Source organism: Acinetobacter sp. B-6 (genome assembly GCF_056930735.1).
The window spans coordinates 1-215 of the sequence record NZ_JBXPBY010000067.1; the positions used below are offsets into that span (position 1 = coordinate 1).

1 protein-coding gene is annotated in these 215 nt (G+C 35.8%); it reads left to right on the plus strand.

Annotation, left to right across the window (positions count from 1 at the left end; genetic code table 11):
* Nucleotides 1–215, plus strand: a 215-nt coding sequence (locus AC1Z3T_RS21260; protein ID WP_483397004.1) for a hypothetical protein, incomplete at both ends; no start/stop codon positions are given.

Consider the following 215-nt stretch of genomic DNA (forward strand, 5'->3'; position numbering starts at 1 on the left):
AATTGGCTGATTGATGAATCTGATTTTATTGCTTTAAACAACAATCAAAGTATTGAACCACAAAAACTTAGATTAATTGATCACAATGATCAGTTTAAGGCACTTGAACGTCGCAACATTCGCTATCATCGATCAAATGCGACTGAAGCTTATGACAGTATCACCAGTTTGATTGCTGAACGCAATTTACAGTCAACAGCAATCCATGTACAACG